Source organism: Microbulbifer guangxiensis (assembly GCF_021729075.1).
In the GTDB taxonomy this organism is placed as follows: Bacteria; Pseudomonadota; Gammaproteobacteria; order Pseudomonadales; family Cellvibrionaceae; genus Microbulbifer; species Microbulbifer guangxiensis.
In genome coordinates this window covers 454,432-471,765 of sequence record NZ_JAJSAQ010000003.1, presented here as the reverse complement: position 1 = coordinate 471,765, position 17,334 = coordinate 454,432, and the positions used below count along the sequence as shown (strand labels likewise).

General features: G+C 63.0%; 13 protein-coding genes. 4 read left to right on the top strand and 9 right to left on the bottom strand.

Going from position 1 to position 17,334, the window contains the following annotated elements:
* Positions 1-59: 59 nt before the first annotated feature.
* The gene (locus LVD12_RS09015) at positions 60-1,208 is read left to right on the top strand and encodes an acyl-CoA desaturase (RefSeq protein ID WP_237067367.1); all 1,149 of its coding nucleotides are present in this window, start codon (positions 60-62) and stop codon (positions 1,206-1,208) included.
* Between the two features lie 179 nt (positions 1,209-1,387).
* Here LVD12_RS09015 and LVD12_RS09010 read toward each other — a convergent pair whose 3' ends face one another.
* The 6 genes from LVD12_RS09010 to LVD12_RS08985 all read right to left on the bottom strand — a co-directional run bounded on the left by LVD12_RS09010 (position 1,388) and on the right by LVD12_RS08985 (position 8,732).
* A complete protein-coding gene (locus tag LVD12_RS09010) occupies positions 1,388-2,410 on the bottom strand; it encodes an alpha-L-glutamate ligase-like protein (RefSeq protein WP_237067366.1) in 1,023 nt (340 codons plus the stop codon).
* A 4-nt stretch (positions 2,411-2,414) separates the two neighbouring features.
* Complete coding sequence (locus tag LVD12_RS09005; RefSeq protein WP_237067365.1) at positions 2,415-3,947, bottom strand: UUP1 family membrane protein; 1,533 nt, start codon at positions 3,945-3,947, stop codon at positions 2,415-2,417.
* Between the two features lie 64 nt (positions 3,948-4,011).
* Positions 4,012-4,683 carry an ATP-dependent zinc protease family protein gene (locus tag LVD12_RS09000; RefSeq protein ID WP_237067364.1) on the bottom strand — a complete coding sequence of 224 codons (672 nt, stop codon included), beginning with the start codon at positions 4,681-4,683 and terminating at the stop codon, positions 4,012-4,014.
* Between the two features lie 265 nt (positions 4,684-4,948).
* Positions 4,949-5,272, bottom strand: coding sequence for a YqcC family protein (locus LVD12_RS08995; protein ID WP_237067363.1), 324 nt, complete (start codon positions 5,270-5,272; stop codon positions 4,949-4,951).
* A gap of 50 nt (positions 5,273-5,322) precedes the next feature.
* Positions 5,323-7,461: an ATP-dependent DNA helicase DinG gene (gene dinG, locus LVD12_RS08990; protein ID WP_237067362.1), complete on the bottom strand. Its 2,139-nt coding sequence runs from the start codon at positions 7,459-7,461 to the stop codon at positions 5,323-5,325.
* Positions 7,462-7,562: 101 nt separating this feature from the next.
* Positions 7,563-8,732: a 1-acyl-sn-glycerol-3-phosphate acyltransferase gene (locus LVD12_RS08985; RefSeq protein ID WP_237067361.1), complete on the bottom strand. Its 1,170-nt coding sequence runs from the start codon at positions 8,730-8,732 to the stop codon at positions 7,563-7,565.
* 334 nt (positions 8,733-9,066) lie between these two features.
* Between LVD12_RS08985 and nhaC the strand changes: the two genes are divergently transcribed.
* From nhaC to pgi, 3 genes are all read left to right on the top strand, one after another.
* Positions 9,067-10,557: a Na+/H+ antiporter NhaC gene (nhaC, locus tag LVD12_RS08980; protein WP_237067360.1), complete on the top strand. Its 1,491-nt coding sequence runs from the start codon at positions 9,067-9,069 to the stop codon at positions 10,555-10,557.
* Positions 10,554-11,609, top strand: a complete 1,056-nt coding sequence (locus tag LVD12_RS08975) for a DUF3549 family protein (RefSeq protein ID WP_237067359.1) — start codon at positions 10,554-10,556, stop codon at positions 11,607-11,609. The genes nhaC and LVD12_RS08975 overlap by 4 nt, the downstream gene beginning before the upstream one ends.
* Positions 11,610-12,474: 865 nt before the next feature.
* Entirely contained in the window at positions 12,475-14,097 is a 1,623-nt protein-coding gene (gene pgi, locus LVD12_RS08970; protein ID WP_237067358.1) for a glucose-6-phosphate isomerase, read from the top strand.
* Between the two features lie 252 nt (positions 14,098-14,349).
* Here the strand turns inward: pgi and LVD12_RS08965 are convergent, their stop codons facing one another.
* The 3 genes from LVD12_RS08965 to LVD12_RS08955 are packed head-to-tail and all read right to left on the bottom strand — an operon-like array spanning position 14,350 to position 17,324.
* Positions 14,350-14,997, bottom strand: coding sequence for a MarC family protein (locus tag LVD12_RS08965; RefSeq protein ID WP_237067357.1), 648 nt, complete (start codon positions 14,995-14,997; stop codon positions 14,350-14,352).
* 22 nt (positions 14,998-15,019) lie between these two features.
* Positions 15,020-15,781 carry a slipin family protein gene (locus LVD12_RS08960; RefSeq protein ID WP_237067356.1) on the bottom strand — a complete coding sequence of 254 codons (762 nt, stop codon included), beginning with the start codon at positions 15,779-15,781 and terminating at the stop codon, positions 15,020-15,022.
* 49 nt (positions 15,782-15,830) lie between these two features.
* Positions 15,831-17,324 (bottom strand): NfeD family protein, encoded by a 1,494-nt coding sequence (locus LVD12_RS08955; protein WP_237067355.1) that lies wholly within the window; start codon positions 17,322-17,324, stop codon positions 15,831-15,833.
* Positions 17,325-17,334: the final 10 nt, after the last annotated feature.

Genomic DNA, 17,334 nt, shown 5'->3' with positions numbered 1-17,334 from the left:
TCCGGCCGGGCTCGAGAGAGAGCCGCCTGACCGCTGTCGCGCACCAACAAGGTTGTAAGATGAATACAGTTTCCGAGGCCCCGAGAATCTGGGTCACCACCATTCTGTTCGCTACTACCGCCCTCGCCGCCCTTATCCTGGTTCCCCTGTACGGGATCATGCACGGATACCAGTGGCAGGCCTGGGCGGCATTCGCGGTGTACGGCGCCCTGTGCGGGCTGTCCATCACTGCCGGGTACCACCGGCTCTGGTCCCACCGCACCTACGAGGCCCACTGGTCCCTGCGCTGGCTGTTCGCCCTGTTCGGCGCCGCCGCCCTGCAGAACTCCATCCTGATCTGGTCTTCCGGCCACCGTCGCCACCACCGCCACGTGGATGACAACGATCATGACCCCTATTCCGCGAATCGCGGCTTCTGGTTCTCCCATATCGGCTGGATGCTGCGCGACTACCCCAGCGGCAAAGTGGACTTCGACAACGCCAAGGACCTGCAGCGCGACAAGATCGTGATGTTCCAGCACAACCACTACCTTGCGGTCACCCTGGCGATGAATATCGGCCTGCCCCTGCTGCTGGGCATCTGGGCCGGCGACATCATCGGTATGCTGCTGCTGGCGGGCATCCTGCGGATCGTGGTCAACCATCACACCACGTTCTTCATCAACTCCCTCGCGCACATCTGGGGTCGCCGCCCCTACACCGACGAGAACACCGCCCGGGACAATGACCTGCTGGCGTTCTTCACCTTCGGTGAGGGCTACCACAATTACCACCACATCTTTCAGACCGATTACCGCAACGGCATCCGCTGGTACCAGTGGGATCCGACCAAGTGGCTGATCAAGACTGCCAGCTGGGTGGGCCTGGCGCGCAACCTCAAGACCGTGCCGGCAATGCGCATCCAGCGCGCCATGCTCGACATGCAGTTCAAGCGCGCCGAGCAGAAGCTGCAGGAGTCCAGGCACAAAGAGAGCTGGCGCGCCCTGCTGGAGAAGGAAGCACAGGAGTTCTCCGCCGCCCTGAACGAGTGGAAATCACTGCAGTCACGTCGCTACGAAAATGCCCGTGAGCGCCTGCTGGCCAAGTGGGAAAGCGCCGCCATCCGCACCCGGGTGAAGGAGCTGGAATACAGCCTGAAGATGCAGCGCAAGCGCCTGTCCATCATGATGGAGCAGTTCCACCTGAGCCCAGCCCCCGCGGCGGCCTGATCCGCACCACCGCGATCGACCCTGAAAGGCGAGCCAGTTGGCTCGCCTTTTTTGTGTCCAGAAATGGACGGCAGTGTAGAGATCCGGACAAAACAGGCCGGCCTGCGGGACGGTTGCCCGCTTCACTCAAATACCAGAGATCAGATGTGAAAGGATCGGCTGCCCGGTAGCAGACAGGGTCAGGCGGACGCCTGTTGTTCCATGGTGCGGGGAGCAGCGAAGGCCTCCATGGAGTAGGCCACCCGCTCTTCAACGCTCTTCTCGAGCTGCTCGAGATCCAGCGCCTCGATATGTTTCAGGCGGGTGCGCAGACCCACACCGTTGGCCACCTGGATCGCCAGGCCGGGGCGTGCATTGGCCTCCAGCAGCAACGGTCCGCGCTTGCGGTCCAGCACGATGTCACAGCCCAGGTAACCGAGGCCGGTCATCTCGTAGCAGCTCGATGCCAGCCGCAACAGGTCACGCCAGCCCGGCACCACCAGCTCGTCGAACGGCATCTCGGTATCGGGGTGGCGACTGATGCGCAGCCCGCGCTGTACCGCGTGGCAGCTCTTGCCCGTCGCCAGGTCGATGCCGACACCAACCGCGCCCTGGTGCAGGTTGGCCTTGCCATCCGACGAGTGGGTGGAACACCGCAGCATGGCCATCACCGGGAAGCCCCGGAACACGATCACGCGGATATCCGGCACGCCCTCGAAGGAGTACTTGTCGAAGATCGGGTCAAAATCCACCAGGGCCTCGATCATCACCCGGTCCGGCTTGCCGCCGAGACTGTACAGGCCACTGTGGATGTTGCTGACATGGCGCAGCACATCCTCCTTGGTGACCTGTGCACCGGAGGGCTTGAGATAGTTCTCCCCCTCGCGGCCCACCACCACCAGGATGCCCTTGCCGCCGGAGCCCCGGGCCGGCTTGATCACAAACTGCCACAGCGGCTCGATGACCTGCAGCACCCGGTTGCGGCTGGGCTGGCTGTCGAAGGCGGCGATCAGTTCCGGCACCCGGATACCGTGGCGCCGCGCGGCGCGCTTGGTATTGAGCTTGTCATCGACGACGGGGTAGAGGTCGCGGTCATTGTAGCGGGCAATGTAGTGCACGTTGCGCGCATTCATGCCGAGCACGCCGAGGCGACGCAGGGCAAACGGGGAGACAATGCCACCCCGCAACTTGGCCAGGAACTGGTTGAGATTGAACCTGCCCATGGACCTAGCGCACCAGCTGGCGGAAACGCATGAGCTCACCGAGGCGATAACCTGTGTAGTTACCGACAATCAGGATAATGCCCAGCAGCACCAGCAGCAGCTCCGGGAAGTTGAATGTCCAGTGCTCCACAAAACGGTTCGTCATCACCCACCAGGCCAGCACCGCCACCAGCAGGCTGCCCCCGGCCTGGACCACCACCTCGTAGGGACCGTCCTCCTCCCAGACAATCGACATCCGCTCGATGGTCCAGGCGAGGATGATCATGGGGAAGAAGGTCACCGTCAGCGCCTGCTCGATACCGAGCTTGTAGCTGACGACACTGATGGCGCCCATCAATATCACCACCGTGACCACCACGGCGGCGATCCTCGCCACAAGTAACAGGTTGAGCCTGCTGAGGTAGAAGCGCACCCACAGGCCGAGCACCAGGATCAGCACGAAAATGGCCAGGCCGGTGAACAGGCGTGTCTCGATGAAGGCGATCGCCAGCAGCACCGGCATGAAGGTACCGGAGGTGCGCAGGCCGACGAACACCCGCAGAAGCACCACCACCAGCGCGCCCACCGGCACCAGCAGAATCAGCTTGAAGATACTCTGCTGCTCGATGGGCAGGCTGTAGATGGAGAAGTCCACCAGCGCCTCTTTTTCGTTGCTGGTGCTGAGCATGGCGACGTCGCGGGCCGGTACATCGTTGGAGATCACCGAGAAGGTCACGCGGGAATTGCGCCCACCCTCCACGTCCAGCAGGCTCTTGCCGCCCCGCTGCCAAATAAAAAAGTTCTTCGGCACCCCGGGGTTGCCGGTGTTGGGCTCGAATACCACCCAGCGGCGCCCGTCGTAGACTTCCAGCAGGTCCTCCGGGTCCAGCCGCCGGCGATCATCCTCCAGATAGAGGCCGCGAATGCGGTGGGCCGGGATCTCCGCCGCGGCCAGCACCACCAGTGCCACGTCCACCAGGGTGCGATCCTTGAAGTAGCCGAAGATCAGGTTGCGGTCCTGGTTGCGGGGGTCGTTGAGGGCAGTGAGCAACTGGGCGGTGAACGTGCGGGTATCCGCGGAGCGATCGCGCGCACCCTCCACCAGGCTGTAAATGGCCTGGCGCACGGCCTCCTGCTCCCGGGCGCCCAGGAAAGGCTTGTCCACCTCGGTGCTCAGTTCCAGCGGCTGCTCCAGGGGTGCCCCCGGGGTCTGGTGGACATCCAGCTGGTAGAACAGGGACTGGTTACCGCTGGCGGAACGACGTGACCAGACGGCGCGGTACTCATCGTCGTCGCGGACGATATTGAAGCCGAAACCGGAGGAGCTGAAGGTCTCTCCGAGAACCTCCATATTGCGCTGCGAGCGTGGCAGGGTGAGTGCCGCCTTCACCGGGCCGCCGTCGGCGGTAAAGCGCACCTTGGCCTCGATGGTCCAGACAGTGCGGTATTCGCCCGGCAACAGGGGAAAGCCCAGTTCGCGGTTCTTGTAGATGGTCAGGCCGGCACCCATGAGGGTGAGTAGCACGGCAAGGATGTATACCTGAGCGCGTGGCGACATTCGCCAGTCCCCGTCTGCAAGCGGGAACGGTCACGCCGTCACCCGCGGTTATCAAACTCTGTTGTTATTTTGGCTGCGGCGGCCGCGGTTGACCCTGTACCTTGCGCCGACTCACGTCGACCACGGCGGCATCCTTGAGGAAGTTGCGCCCCACCAGCAGGCTGTAATCCAGGCTGGTGCGGTCGGTCAGGTTCACTTCCACCATGTGGGTGACCTCGCCCACCGTCAGGCTCATGTTCACCACCGGACGCCGCTGGCTGTCGAAACCGGGCCGGGCCACGCGTACGTAGCGCTTGACCGGCAGCTCCACCGTTACGCCATTGTCATCGTCTTCGCCGGCACTGACCTTGAAGCGGACCCACTCCTTGCCATCCCGCTCGAAGGGTTTCAGCTCGGTCACGCTGAGGGATGAGGTAGGGGCACCGGTGTCGATCAGGGACTCGAGCAGCAAACCACCGGGCTCGATGGCCACAGTCTCCACGCTGCCCAATACCAGCTTGTCCTTGGCGACGGGCACTTCGACGACTTTTTCGAAAGTTCGTTCAATGACGCGCTCGACCACCTTCACTTCGGGCTCGGCGCAGACCACTTCCTGTACCGGCGGGCACTGCTGTGCCACTTCTTCAGGCGTGACAGATTCGGCGGGGACGCCCGGCTCGACAGCCACGGGGGTGGATTTCTGCCACGGGAAGTGCAGCGACCCGCAGCCGGCCAACAGCGCTGCGAGCAGCAACAAAATTAAGGGAGAAGTCCGCATTCTTATTAACTACCTTGGGCCTGACGGCCGTCCATTTGCGATCGTCGCAACCTGGCTATCCGTGCTTCTCTGGCGCCGGAGGGGTCCTGTCTCCGTTTTGCGCAAAGGGCGGATATTACCGCATCCATACCATACCTGAACAGCGACCGACTGTCCGGGCATCGTCACGTGCCGTTGTCCACACGGGCGGGAAGGGTAAATTCAGACGGGCAGTATAGTCCGGCCACGGGTCCTGCCGGCGGCTTCAGCCCTGCTGCAGGCGGACATCGATCTCCGTGAGCAGGGCGATCAGGGAGCCACCGCCACCGGTCTCGCGAAAGAACTCCTCGGCGATGGGCGCAATCCCGCACTGCCGCGGCAGGGGCTGCTCCAGCTCGATCAGCTGGCTCATACGCGGCAGGAAAACGAACTGCAGCCACTGCGGCAGGGTCAGGGTATCGATGCAGAAAGGCTCCGTACTGGCCAGCGCCTCCGGGGCCGGTGGCTCCGCCTGCCACAGCCCCTCCCGGCGCAACTCCATCTCCAGCTGTAACAGCTGGTCCGCGACTTCCAGGTAAATCGATTGCATCAGTTACTCCGTGTCGGGCGGGCTGGCCACCATGGCGGACCCGCGAACACCTATACGATATGACGGGTGAATGGCGGCAGCGAATCGAGGATGGCGCGGCCGTAACGGCGGGTCACGATCCGACGGTCCAGCAGCGTGATGGTGCCCTCGTCCCCTTCCGCCCGCAGCAGGCGCCCGCAGGCCTGCACCAGCTTCAGGGCCGCGTCGGGCACCGTAATCTGCATGAACGGGTTGCCGCCGCGGGCCTCGATCCACTCCGCCAGCGCTGCCTCGATCGGGTCGTCGGGGACAGCGAAAGGCAACTTCGCAATCACCACATGGCGGCAGTAATTACCGGGCAGGTCCAGGCCTTCAGCGAAACTGGCGAGGCCAAACAGCACACTGCCACCGCCCCCGTCCACCGCCTCGCGATGGAGCTCCAGCAGCCGCTGCCGCGACTGCTGGCCCTGCATCAGGATGCGGTTGCGCCAGGTACCTGGCAATGACTCGTAGACGGTCTCCATCTGTCGGCGCGAGGAGAACAGCACCAGTGCACCGCCCTCGCCGTCGAGCAGCTCCGGCAGCGCATCGACCACCGCGCTGGTGTGGGCGTCTGCATTGCCGGCGTCCACTGCACTGGCCGGCACCTGCAGTTTGGCGCGGGAGAAATCGAAAGGGCTCGGCACCACTTCATAGCAGGCGTTGTCCGGGGTCCCGGCACGCATATTGAGGCGGTCGAAGCGGCCCAGCGCCGTCAGTGTCGCCGAAGTCAGCACGGCGCCGAAGCAGCGTCGCCACAGGCTGTATTCCAGGGTCTTGCCGGCGAGAATGGGCGAGCTGCACACCTCAAAGTCCATCGAACCGCCCCAGTCCACCATGGTCACCCAGCGCGCCTGGGGCAGCGCCCCCTCCGCATCCGGGCGGGCGTAATTGGCCCACAGCTGCAGGTTGGCCTCGGCGCGGCCATACCAGCTGCCCAGTTGCGGGTACCAGCGCTCCAGGTCCACCGTCGGCACCGGCGAATGCGGGTCATCGAGTAACCGCTGGGCCGCCTGCAACATCTTGCCCAGCAGCGCCTCGAGCTCATCAAAATCTTCCCGCAGTTTCTCTGCCAGCTGCATCAGGGAGTCCGGCACCACGCCGCCTTCGAAGCGGTGGCGGACGGTGTTGCCGCGCTCATCCTCGAATTCACACAGATCTTCGATCAGCGGCCACATCTGTTCCAGCCCCTGCCTGGCAGAGGTGAGCACCGCCGGCAGCAGCTCGCCGCAGCGATCGATCTCGGCGCCATCGCCGATCTCCCCCAGCATCTGTCCCAGGTTCTTGTTGGCCTGGTCGAGCCAGCCGGTGGAGGCACCCACCCGGCTGTGGTGGGAGAAGTGGTTGAGCGCCTTTTCCGGCAGGTGATGCGCCTCATCGAGCACGTAGATGCTTTCTTCCGGCGGCGGCAGGATGGCGCCACCGCCCAGGGCCAGGTCGGCCAGCAGCAGGTCGTGGTTGGCGACGATCACCCGGGTCTTGCCCAGTCTCTCCCGCGCGCGGAAGAAACTGCAGTTGGTCACATGGGGACAGCGGCGGCCGCTGCACTGGCGGTGGTCGGTGGTGATGCGGCTCCAGTCCTCCACCTCGATGGTGTCGGACCAGTTGTCCCGGTCGCCGTCCCAGCTGCCGGTGGCCAGCTTGTCGGCCATATCGCGATAGAGATTGGCACTGTCCTCGCCGATCTGCGGCAACTCGTCCTCGTACAGTCCCATACTGGTGCCGACGCCGTTGCCACTGAAGTCGGTCAACAACTGGTCCAGCTTGCTCAGGCACAGGTAACGGCCGCGGCCCTTGGCGAGGCTGTAATCGAATTCCAGCCCGCTGTGTCGGGCGACTTCCGGCAGGTCCTTGTGGATGATCTGCTCCTGCAGTGCCACCGTGGCGGTCGACACCACCAGCGTTTTGTCGTGGGCCTGGGCCATGGGGATGGCCGCCAGCAGGTAGGCAACAGTCTTGCCGGTGCCGGTACCCGCTTCCACCACACAGATATGCTCGCCATCGGTCTTGCCGTGGTCCCGCTCGCCGGCGCCATCCCGGGCGATGCCGCCCAGGGTGCGGGCGATGGCGGCCACCATCAGCTTCTGGCCATAGCGGGCCTTGAGGGAACGGCCGGCCAGGAACTGGCTGTAGGCGGTCTGGATGGATTTCTTGTGTTGGTCGGTAAGCACTGGGGACGGCGGCACGCTGTTGTGAAACGGGAAACGCGCAATGGTAACCGATCCGGCGGCCCCACCGCGCGCTTGACAGTCGACCGGCGGGACTTCCGGAATCAGAGGTAGGCGAGCTTGGAGACCACCGGGTTGGCATAGCCCTGGATGGCCTGCCTGCGCCAGCGCTCGTCGATCCGTTCCATGCGCGCGTCGAACTTCTCGCGGATTTCCCGGTGCTCGTCCGGCCGCCATGTCCGGGCCGGCCAGGACACCGGCAGGTCCGGGATCTCGCCGTAGAGCATCTCGTAGGCGATCAGGTTGGTGGGATGCAGGACATAGTTGCCGATGATCTGGCGATCGATTTCCTCCGCAAGCGTGGCCACGTCGTCGTAGTCGCCCTCGATCGGGGTGCCGAAGGCCGCGTGCACATGCCCCTTATGGCCCACCACCCCCTTGGCGATGGACTTCAGGTCCTCGTGCTTGCTCTTGCTGTAGCCTTCCGGGTTTGACTCGAAGTAGATCTGCCGCGCTTTCAGCATGTCGCAGGGATCCCACTCATAGGAGATGGCCAGGGGCACGATATGCAGCTTGCGCCAGAAGTCCGCGAAGGAGGTTTCCCGATCCTTGGTCATGGCGAACATGGCGCACAGTGCCGGGTTGGTGCGATCGAGCCCGTCCTTGGCGCGCCCGGAGCGCTGGGCGATCCACACGTGCTCGTTGTCGTTGACCACCGAGTGATAGATGTAGTTGGACAGCTGGGTGGCGGCCTCCAGCTTCTCGCGCCGGTTACTCGACTTGCGCTTGACGGTGAAGCACTTGTTCAGCTTCATGATGTCGGTGGCAAACTGCTTGCTGAGCAGGTTGTCGCCGATGGCGATGCGCGAGGTCTCGTGCCCTTCCTTGTACATGGAGAGAATCGACAGCGCCGGGTCCATGGCGATATCGCGGTGATTGCTGACGAACAGGCAGGCGCGATCCTTGGGCAGGGTGTCGAGGCCGGAGATGGTCAGCCCGTCGCTGGTGCGGTTGACCACCATGTCCATATATTTGGCCACTACCTCCTGCACGCCGCGCACGTCGCGGGCCTTGCGGAACTCGAAGCGCAGGAACTGGCGCACCAGCCAGGCGATCGGCCCTTCCAGCCTGGCCAGCTTGGGCACCAGGAAATGGGCGGCGGCGTGGGACATTTCGGGGTCCGCAATCAAACGGTCGAGGGCCTCGCGTACCTCATCATCGCGGTACGGACGCATGTCCTCGAACTGGGCGGGATCCAAATCACTTGCTCTCATGGAATCACTTACCTGCCTACTGCGGTGCTGTGGATCAGCACTCTGGGCTTGTTCTTATCTGATCGTAGTGTAATGGCGCGCGCGCGATGGCACTTCCAGCGGGAACCGGGGCGCGCCCGGGTGGGATGACCGGCAACACGCGATCGGCGGCCGGGGCCGCGCCGGCGCAGAACATACCGGAAGCGACACGGAACTGCCAGTGCATGGCGCGACCGGCCGGTGTGGACAGGCGGCGGCGCAGCCGGGAGAATAACCGGCTTATTTGCGCTCAGACGCCGAGAACAACGATAACGAGCCCGCTGCGCCGGGCACCGCAACAGAGCAGGAGTACAGCTTGAGCCAGTCAGACACCAACCCCGGGCACCCCTTGCCGAGCCTCAGGGACTCCCTGATTCCACTGGGCATACTGATCGCCCTTCTGTCCCTGTCGGTCTACTTCTTCGGCGCCGACTCCTCCTACGGACCCAACCAGATTGCCCTGCTGCTCTGTGCCGGCGTGGCCGCCCTTATGGGCATGAAGAACGGCCGCACCTGGGAGGACATGGAAGGCGGCATGCTGCACGGCATCGGCCTGGTCTTCGGTGCCATCCTGATCCTGCTGGCCGTGGGCGCGCTGATCGGCAGCTGGATCCTGGCCGGCACCGTGCCTTCAATGATCTATTACGGCGTGCAGATCCTGTCGCCGCAGTGGTTCTACGCCGCCAGCTGCATCATCTGCGCCATTGTCGGCCTCAGTATCGGTTCCAGCTGGACTACCGCCGGCACCCTCGGCGTGGCCCTGATGGGCATCGCCGCTGCCCTGGGCCTGTCACCGGCGGTGACCGCCGGCGCGGTCATTTCCGGCGCCTACTTCGGCGACAAGATGTCACCGCTCTCCGATACCACCAACGTGGCAGCAGCGGTGACCTCCAACGACCTGTTCCTGCACATCCGCCACATGCTGTGGACCACCATGCCCGCGTTCGTGATTGCCCTGGTGGTTTTTGCCGTGATCGGCCTCTCTGCGGATACCGGCAACGCCTCTGCCTCCGACATCCAGGCTCTGCTCGACGCCCTGACAGCGGAGTTCAATATCTCCCTGGTCAGCCTGCTGCCACTGGCACTGTTGCTGTTTATGGCCTGGCGCAAGATTCCCGCCTATCCCACCCTGATCATCGGCGCCCTGGTAGGCTGTGCCATCGCCCTGATCTTCGAGCCGGAAACCGCGCGCCGTCTGGGCGGCGGTGAGGGTGCACTGGCAGGCCTCAAAGGCGCCTGGTACAGCCTGTTCGACGGCTACAAGTCCACCTCCACCAACGAGAACGTGGCGGAGCTGCTTTCCAAGGGCGGCATGAGCAGCATGCTCAATACTGTCTGGCTGATTGTCTCCGCCATGGCCTTCGGTGGTGCCATGGAGCGAGCCGGATTCCTCGAGCGCATCGTCAACTGGGCACTGTCACGGGTGAAGACGGTCGGCGGCCTGGTGAGCTCCACCGTGCTGACCTGCTTCGGCATGAATGCTGCGGCTGGCGACCAGTACATGGCCATCATCATCCCCGGCCGCATGTTCCGCGAGGCCTACAGCGAGAAGGGACTGCACGGGCTCAACCTGTCGCGGACACTGGAGGACTCCGGCACCATCACCTCGGTGCTGATTCCCTGGAACACCTGCGGCGCCTACATGAGCGCCACGCTGGGTATCGCCACTTTCACCTACGCGCCCTTCGCTGTCTTCAATCTGCTGTGTCCGCTGCTGGCCATTGCCTACGGCTGGTTCCACTTCAAGCAGATGCCGCTGGCCGAGGGCAGCATCACCGAGACCAAGGGAGAACTGAAACGCGCATGAGCAGCGCCGGAACCCTGAGTGCACTGATTGCGGAAGCGGACTTCAACCTGCGCTGGTTCGACCTGGGCCGGCGCGTACGGTCCGTTTCACGGGCCGATGCCGAAGCCTTTGAGGCCGGCACGGCACCCTGGCCCTTCCCCTACCTCCGCCACGCATGGGCCGGCATCCTGTTGTGGCCCCGGGAGGGCGGCGAGCCGGTGGTCTGGTTTCTGCGCTTCCCCCTCGATGAACAGGGCAAGCTGCAACTGCCGGTGCGCGACGGTTTCCTGCGCCGCCTGAACCTGGCGCTGAAACCCGACGGCAACGCGCAGGAAAAACACCAACCGGCCAAGGCTCTCGACGGCGCATTGCAGGCCAGTGGTCTGCTGTTTGAGCCACCTCCCGAGCGCCAGGCCGCGTTTCACGCCCGCTCCTCCCTGTTGCTCAAGCGCCCCGCCAGCGAGCACTTCACCAGAGTGCTGGCCTATTTCCGGGAACCGGGAAAGGTGGCCTGGGACCAGCTGGCACTGCAGGGCATTGCCGATCTCGCCGTGCGCTGGGAAGAGCACCGGGATCTGCTGGAGCGCCGCATGCCGGAGCTGGCCGGGCCCGTGTTCATCACCCTGTGCCAGTGTCTGGAGAGCGAGGCTATCGATCATCGCATCGCCGGCGCCATCGCCGAGCGCGGGCGCCGGCTGATGGCCGACGAGGCCGGCAAGGGACCAGAAATTGCCGCGGCCATCCGCGGCCTGTCACACTCCGTCGCCACCGGCCTGCGACAGGCCTTCCTCAAAGAAGTGCTCGCATCGAAAGCGGCCTTCGACAGCGAAGTGCTGGCGGCCATCGGCAGCCGCTGCACCATCGACCTCGAGAGCAATGAACTCACCCCGACTTGGCTGGCAGCGGTTGCCTCCAGCCAGAGTCAGAATACCTTCAACCTGCTTCTGGCCGACCTGATGACCCTGCCTGCGGTACGCGGCGCCATCCTGGATGCCGTGCGTGATCCGGCACGGCCGGACACTGTCGCCACTGCATTTGGCAACTTCCTGCATGGCAGCGGCCCGGTTCACTGAGTCGAGTCGTAACAGCAAGCCGTCATCTGACACACAATTCAACCGCCCCTTCAAAAGCTGCGCGGACTTTCCGGAGCAGCACCTCGCCGGGCAAACGGCTATCTTTGCAACGTCAGGAATGGAGCGTAATGGATTTGCTGCCCTGACTTTGTGACGCAAAAAAACTCTCCAGATTTATCTGGATTATTTTTGTTCAACTCGTGCAATGAAATTTTCGGGAGCCGGCAACCTTGCCGGGTCGGCTTTGGCAGGAAACCCCTTAAATTTAGGTGTTTTTCTGCGACAAACTGGCGCAGGATTTACCGAGAGTTACCCCTTGGCAGCTATTTAAACCGTGTGCCTATTACACTCCAATGGGCGGTATCTTTGTAGAAAATATTTTTACAAAGCTGACCAAACAGGTGACGTTTTATTGGCTATGCTGATAGCTAACATCAACGGAAAGGAGTTAGGGGATGAATTTCACTCCAGCCAAGTACTTACTCGGAATTATCAGTGCACTGGTTCTGGCAGGATGCTGTGCCGCGCCAACACCGCCGGCATCCTGTCCTCCGGGCTCTGAGCAGATTCCGCTCTCTATGGCGTGCCCGGCTGACGCGGATTGCTGGATGGCATCCGACGAGGTTCGCTGCATGAAAGTGGTCAAGTAAGGAAACTTTTCAGGTTGCTCTCGCAGTTTTCCTGAAAGGTCTTTACACGACCTGTTCCAACTAGCAATGCCGCTGTCACAAGCGGCATTTGCTTTTTTCCTACCCCCGCAATTGTCCCACCCGCTGGCCCCTCCGCAGAAATCCCGCTAGCATTGAGCCCCCTGTCCCGGCCCCGGTCGCGACCTCAGTTCAAGCAGCAATAACCAAGAATTATCATGAACACGGAAACCCCGACGGTTGATCGCACGGCGTCCATCGCCCGGCTGAAGTCCCACAAAGAGAACAACAAGTGGTCCCTCCGCGACCTGTTTTCCTCCACACCCGACCGCGCAACGCTTTTCAGCGCCGGGGCGGCCGGTATTTATCTGGACTACAGCAAGAACCACCTGCGTGGGGAAACGCTGGAACTGCTACTCGGCCTGGCCGACGACATCGACTTGCAACAACAGATACAGGATCTGATGTCCGGGGCCACCGTCAACAACACCGAACATCGCCCGGCGCTCCACACGGCCCTGCGCTTTCAGGGTGAACCGCGCACGGAGCACGAGCAGGCAGTAGCGGACTGCCGCGCGCAGATGCGCCGCTTTGTCGACGAGGTGCACAGCAAGCAGTGGACCGGCTTCAGCGGCGAGCCCATCCGCCATGTGGTCAACATCGGTATCGGTGGCTCAGACCTCGGGCCGCGCATGGTGATGGAGGCACTGCGCCCGTGGCATCGCGCGGATCTGGTCGTGCACTTCGTGGCCAACATCGACGGTGCCGACCTGAGCGATACCCTGGCCGCCCTGCCGGCGGAAAACACCCTGTTTATCGTTGCCTCCAAGTCTTTCTCCACCCTGGAGACCCGCCAGAACGCCCTGGCCGCGCGCCAGTGGATGCTGGATGCCGGTTGCCGTGAAGATCAGCTGGCCCAACACTTTGTCGCCGTCAGCAGCAATATCGTCGCGGCGCAGGATTTCGGCATCGCCCCAGAGAACATCTTTCCCATGTGGAGCTGGGTGGGCGGGCGCTATTCGCTGTGGTCAGCCATCGGTCTGCCGATTGCACTGGGTTGTGGCTTCGAGGCCTATGAGGAACTGCTGGCCGGTGCCCATGCCATGGACAGCCACTTTGCCGGGGCAGCCCTGTCCGAGAACCTTCCGGTGCTGATGGCACTGATTCACTTCTGGTACCGCCAGTGCTGGCAGACCGGCAGCCAGGTAGTGTTGCCTTACGCGCAGCGCCTGGCGAAATTCCCGGCGTGGCTGCAGCAGCTGGATATGGAGAGCCTGGGCAAGGGCGTCGACCGGGACGGGCACCACCTGAACTACCCCACCGGCAGTGTGATATGGGGCGCAGAGGGCAGCAACGGCCAGCACTCTTTCCACCAGTTGCTGCATCAGGGGACCGACATGATCCCTGCGGACTTCATTGCCATCAAGGAACCCACGTCCGGCCTGGTGGAGCAGCACCGCTGGCTGCTGGCCTGCTGTATCAGCCAGAGTCAGGCGCTGTTGCAGGGCAAGAGCCAGCAGGAAGCGCGGGAGGAACTGGAGGCACAGGGCTACACCCACCGGGAGGCCCACGCCCTGGCGCCCCACAAGGCGATCCCCGGCAACCGCCCCAGCAACACCCTGATCGTGGAAAAGCTGGACCCGTATCACCTCGGCGCACTGCTGGCCCTGTACGAACACAAGGTCTTCACCATGGGCTGCCTGCTGGGCATCAATCCCTTCGACCAGTGGGGCGTGGAGCTGGGCAAGTTACTGGGCAATGCGGTACACGACGCCATTGGCAAGGAAGCACCGGCGGAATGGGATGGCTCCAGCCGGGAACTGCTGGCCCGCCTGTTCTGACATGTAACTCCGGAGCCTAAGCTCCAAAACTGACGACAAAGTCCCAAAGCCTGAGATTAAGACAGAGTGCCAGGACCCACATTTCGAAACCGTCGGGTACAAGGACGTACCCGACGGAGCTACAGGGATGTATTCATGCGTTTTCGAAATGTGGGTCCTGGTGCTCTGTCGCCACCGGACCGGGCTGGAGGGGATGATGGATGTCAGCAAAACCTTGCGGAGCCTTAGGCCCTAGCATCTGTTGCAGGCTGCTCAACTCAGCAGTAGACCGCCCTCCTTCATCAGCGCCAGCCACCGCTCGACACCCTTCAGGATCATGTCGATGGCGAAAGAGCCGGTGAACAGCGCGGTGATCCGGCCCGCCACTTCCACATACTTGCGCACATAACGCTCCTGCCAGGTCTGCACCCAGTCGTACAGTACCTTCAGCAGGATCAGGGAAACCAGTGCACTCACCATAGCCAGGGTGATCGCCAGCGATCCCCCGACAGCACCCAGCCGGCTGCCCGCCAGCACACTGGCACTGATGGTGCCGGGCCCGACGATGAATGGCATGGCGATGGCTCCCGCCACCTCCTGCGAGTGCAGGTTGATCGACTGGATGGGTGCGCCCACCCCCAGTGTCAGGCGAATACCGATGATCAGGAAGGTAATACCGCCAAAGATCAGGAAGGCGAGGAAACGGACCTGCAGCACATCGTCGAAGATCTTCTCCCCAAACCACGCGAACAGCAGGAAAACGGACAGGCTGATCAGGAAGGCCCGCAGCAGCAGGCCCGAGAAGACCTTGAGCTCAAGGCCGCGAATCAGGTCCAGCAGGTAGACACTGAGAATGAACGGGTTGAGCAGGACCAGTAACAGTAGAAACGAGCGATTAAACTGCGCCAGGTCCAGCTCCATCGGTTACCTCCTCGACTCCCGCTCAGGGCTTCTCCCCTGCCAGGTTTTTGATCATCGGTTGGATCAAGTCTAGAGGCAGCGGGAACACAATGGTGGAGTTCTGCTCGCCGGCGATATCGATCAGGGTCTGCATATAGCGCAGCGTGATCGCATTGGCGTTTTTCGACAGCTCGTCGGCGGCCTCGGTCAGCTTCATCGCCGCCTGTGCCTCACCCTCGGCATGGATCACTTTGGCCCGGCGTGAACGCTCGGCTTCGGCCTGGCGGGCAATGGCGCGGATCATGCTCTCATCCAGGTCGATGTGCTTGATCTCCACATTCGTTACCTTGACGCCCCAGGCATCGGTCTGCTCATCGAGAATCTTCTGGATATCCACGTTGAGCTTGTCCCGCTCCGACAGCATCTCGTCCAGCTCGTGCTTGCCGAGCACCGAGCGCAGGGTCGTCTGCGACAACTGGCTTACCGCCTCGTGGTAATTCTCCACATTGATGATGGCTGACTGCGGGTCGATCACCCGGTAGTACACCACCGCGTTCACCTTCACCGACACGTTGTCGCGGCTGATGACGTCCTGGGTCGGCACGTCCATCACCACCGTACGCAGGTCCACCCGCTCCATGGTCTGGATCACCGGGATGATGATGATCAGGCCCGGACCTTTCACTGCCTGGAAACGGCCGAGGAAAAACACCACCGCCCGTTCGTACTCGCGCAGGATGCGGATCGCATACATCAGCAGCAGCGCAATGGCCGCGATCAACAACCCCAGAAAATAACTCACCATGACCTCACTCCCTTGTTGCTGTTATTCCGTATTACTGTGAGCGGTACCGCTACTCAGGCTCCACCTGCAGCCAGAGCCCGTGCTCTGCAACCACCCTGACATGCTGTCCCGGCACCAGTTCGGTGTCGCAGTGGGCACTCCAGATCTCGCCACCGATCGTCACCAGGACCTCGTCTTCCTCCACCGATTTCACCGTCGCCGAGCGCCCCACCATCGCCAGGTCACTGGCCACTTTGGGCTGGCGCAGGCTGCGTCCGACGGCCATGAGCAAACCCAGCATGGCGAGGCCACTGACGCCAGCCACGGCGCCGATCAGTTTGCGCGAGACCTGCATGCCCGGTACATCGCTGTCGATCAGCATCACCGACCCGATCACCATGGCGATCACCCCACCGATGCCCAGGGCGCCGAAACTGGGCATAAACACCTCGGCCACAATCAACAGTGCCCCCACGATGATCAGCGCCAGACCGGCATAGTTGATCGGCAGCACCTGCAGCGCATAGAAGGCCAGCAGCAGACAGATGACACCGACGATACCCGGCACCAGGGCGCCGGGGTTATAGCCTTCGAAAATGAGGCCGTAGATGCCAACCAGCAACAGAATATAGGCCACCTGCGGGTTGGTGATCAGGGCCAGCAATTCGTTGCGCCAGTCCGGCTCGTAATCCCGTATCGGCAGCTCGGCGATATCCTCCTGCACGGCCACCTCGCCGGACTCCAACTGCACCTTGCGTCCCGCGACCTGCTTGACCAGGTCAGCGGGATCCTTGGCGACGATGTCGATGACATTTTCCTCGAGCGCTTCCCGGGCGGTCAGCGTGGCCGCTTCCCGCACCGCTTTCTCGGCCCAGTCCGCATTGCGTCCATAGCGGTTGGCGAGCCCGCGGATATACGCAACCGAATCGTTGATGACCTTGCGCTCCATGGCACTGCCGGGCTTCGGTGCCTCGCTGCTGCCGTTCGCCTTATCCCCGGTGTCGGAGTTACCGTCGTCGCTTTTCGACTTGTCGCTGCCCCCCCCTTCAGAGCCCGAGGAGTCCGGCTGCTGCCCGGGAGGCTGCTGGCCTGGTGGTTGCTGACCGGGCGCGCCGCCCATCTGTACCGGGGTGGCCGCGCCGAGGGTGGTGGAAGGGGCCATGGCGGCCACATGACTGGCATAGAGGATATAGGTACCGGCGCTGGCAGCACGGCTACCGGCGGGGTACACCAGTGTGGCGACGGGAATGTCGGAGGCGAGGATGTTCTGGATGATGTCGCGGGTGGCGGCATCCAGGCCACCGGGGGTATCCACCTGCAGGATGAAAAGGCGGGCGCCCTGCTCTTCGGCTTCCTCCATCGCCCGCTCCAGGTAATCCGTGGTGGCGGGGCCGATGGCGCCATCGATGGTGAACTTCGCCACGTGCGGCCCCTTGGTCACCGTCTCTTCACTGCCTTCACTCACCTCCTGGCCGGCGGCAAAAGAGGTCAGTAGCGGCAGCAACAGGATACCGAGCACCTGCAGCAGCAAGCGGCGAGAACCCCCTGAAAACCTTTTCAACATGGCATCAATC

Bases quoted from the DNA above. Each gene is read 5' to 3' on its own strand.
- LVD12_RS09015 (WP_237067367.1), top strand. From the start codon at position 60: ATGAATACAGTTTCCGAGGCCCCGAGAATCTGGGTCACCACCATTCTG.
- LVD12_RS09010 (WP_237067366.1), bottom strand. From the start codon at position 2,410: ATGGGCAGGTTCAATCTCAACCAGTTCCTGGCCAAGTTGCGGGGTGGC.
- LVD12_RS09005 (WP_237067365.1), bottom strand. From the start codon at position 3,947: ATGTCGCCACGCGCTCAGGTATACATCCTTGCCGTGCTACTCACCCTC.
- LVD12_RS08995 (WP_237067363.1), bottom strand. From the start codon at position 5,272: ATGCAATCGATTTACCTGGAAGTCGCGGACCAGCTGTTACAGCTGGAG.
- LVD12_RS08985 (WP_237067361.1), bottom strand. From the start codon at position 8,732: ATGAGAGCAAGTGATTTGGATCCCGCCCAGTTCGAGGACATGCGTCCG.
- LVD12_RS08975 (WP_237067359.1), top strand. From the start codon at position 10,554: ATGAGCAGCGCCGGAACCCTGAGTGCACTGATTGCGGAAGCGGACTTC.
- pgi (WP_237067358.1), top strand. From the start codon at position 12,475: ATGAACACGGAAACCCCGACGGTTGATCGCACGGCGTCCATCGCCCGG.
- LVD12_RS08965 (WP_237067357.1), bottom strand. From the start codon at position 14,997: ATGGAGCTGGACCTGGCGCAGTTTAATCGCTCGTTTCTACTGTTACTG.
- LVD12_RS08960 (WP_237067356.1), bottom strand. From the start codon at position 15,781: ATGGTGAGTTATTTTCTGGGGTTGTTGATCGCGGCCATTGCGCTGCTG.
- LVD12_RS08955 (WP_237067355.1), bottom strand. From the start codon at position 17,324: ATGTTGAAAAGGTTTTCAGGGGGTTCTCGCCGCTTGCTGCTGCAGGTG.